The sequence below is a fragment of the Vibrio sp. 10N.261.55.A10 genome (assembly GCF_041470825.1).
Taxonomy (GTDB): Bacteria; Pseudomonadota; Gammaproteobacteria; order Enterobacterales; family Vibrionaceae; genus Vibrio; species Vibrio crassostreae_C.
The window spans coordinates 1-218 of sequence record NZ_JBFRNC010000113.1 but is presented as its reverse complement, the minus strand read 5'-3'; the positions used below and the strand labels follow the sequence as shown (position 1 = coordinate 218).

Annotated in this window: 1 pseudogene; it reads left to right on the top strand. The window is 44.5% G+C overall.

What is annotated here, in order from left to right:
• Positions 1 to 189, top strand: a pseudogene (locus AB4274_RS21845) (IS110 family transposase); the annotation flags it as partial.
• Between the last annotated feature and the right edge of the window lie 29 nt (positions 190 to 218).

The following is a 218-nucleotide window of genomic DNA, read 5'->3' as shown; positions in this document are numbered from 1 at the left end:
TTAGTTCATGGCGCAAGGACCGTGATTGCCAACCTTGGCGACAAGCAAGATAAGTTAAGTCAGTGGTGTCGCGGCGTTCTAGAACGAAGAGGAATGAACCGAGCAATAGTGGCACTGGCCGCGAAGAACGCACGAATTATATGGTCGCTTTTACACAATCAAACAGAATATGAAAACTATGCTGCTTAAGTAGAAACCTAAGCAGCATAAAGAGTTAA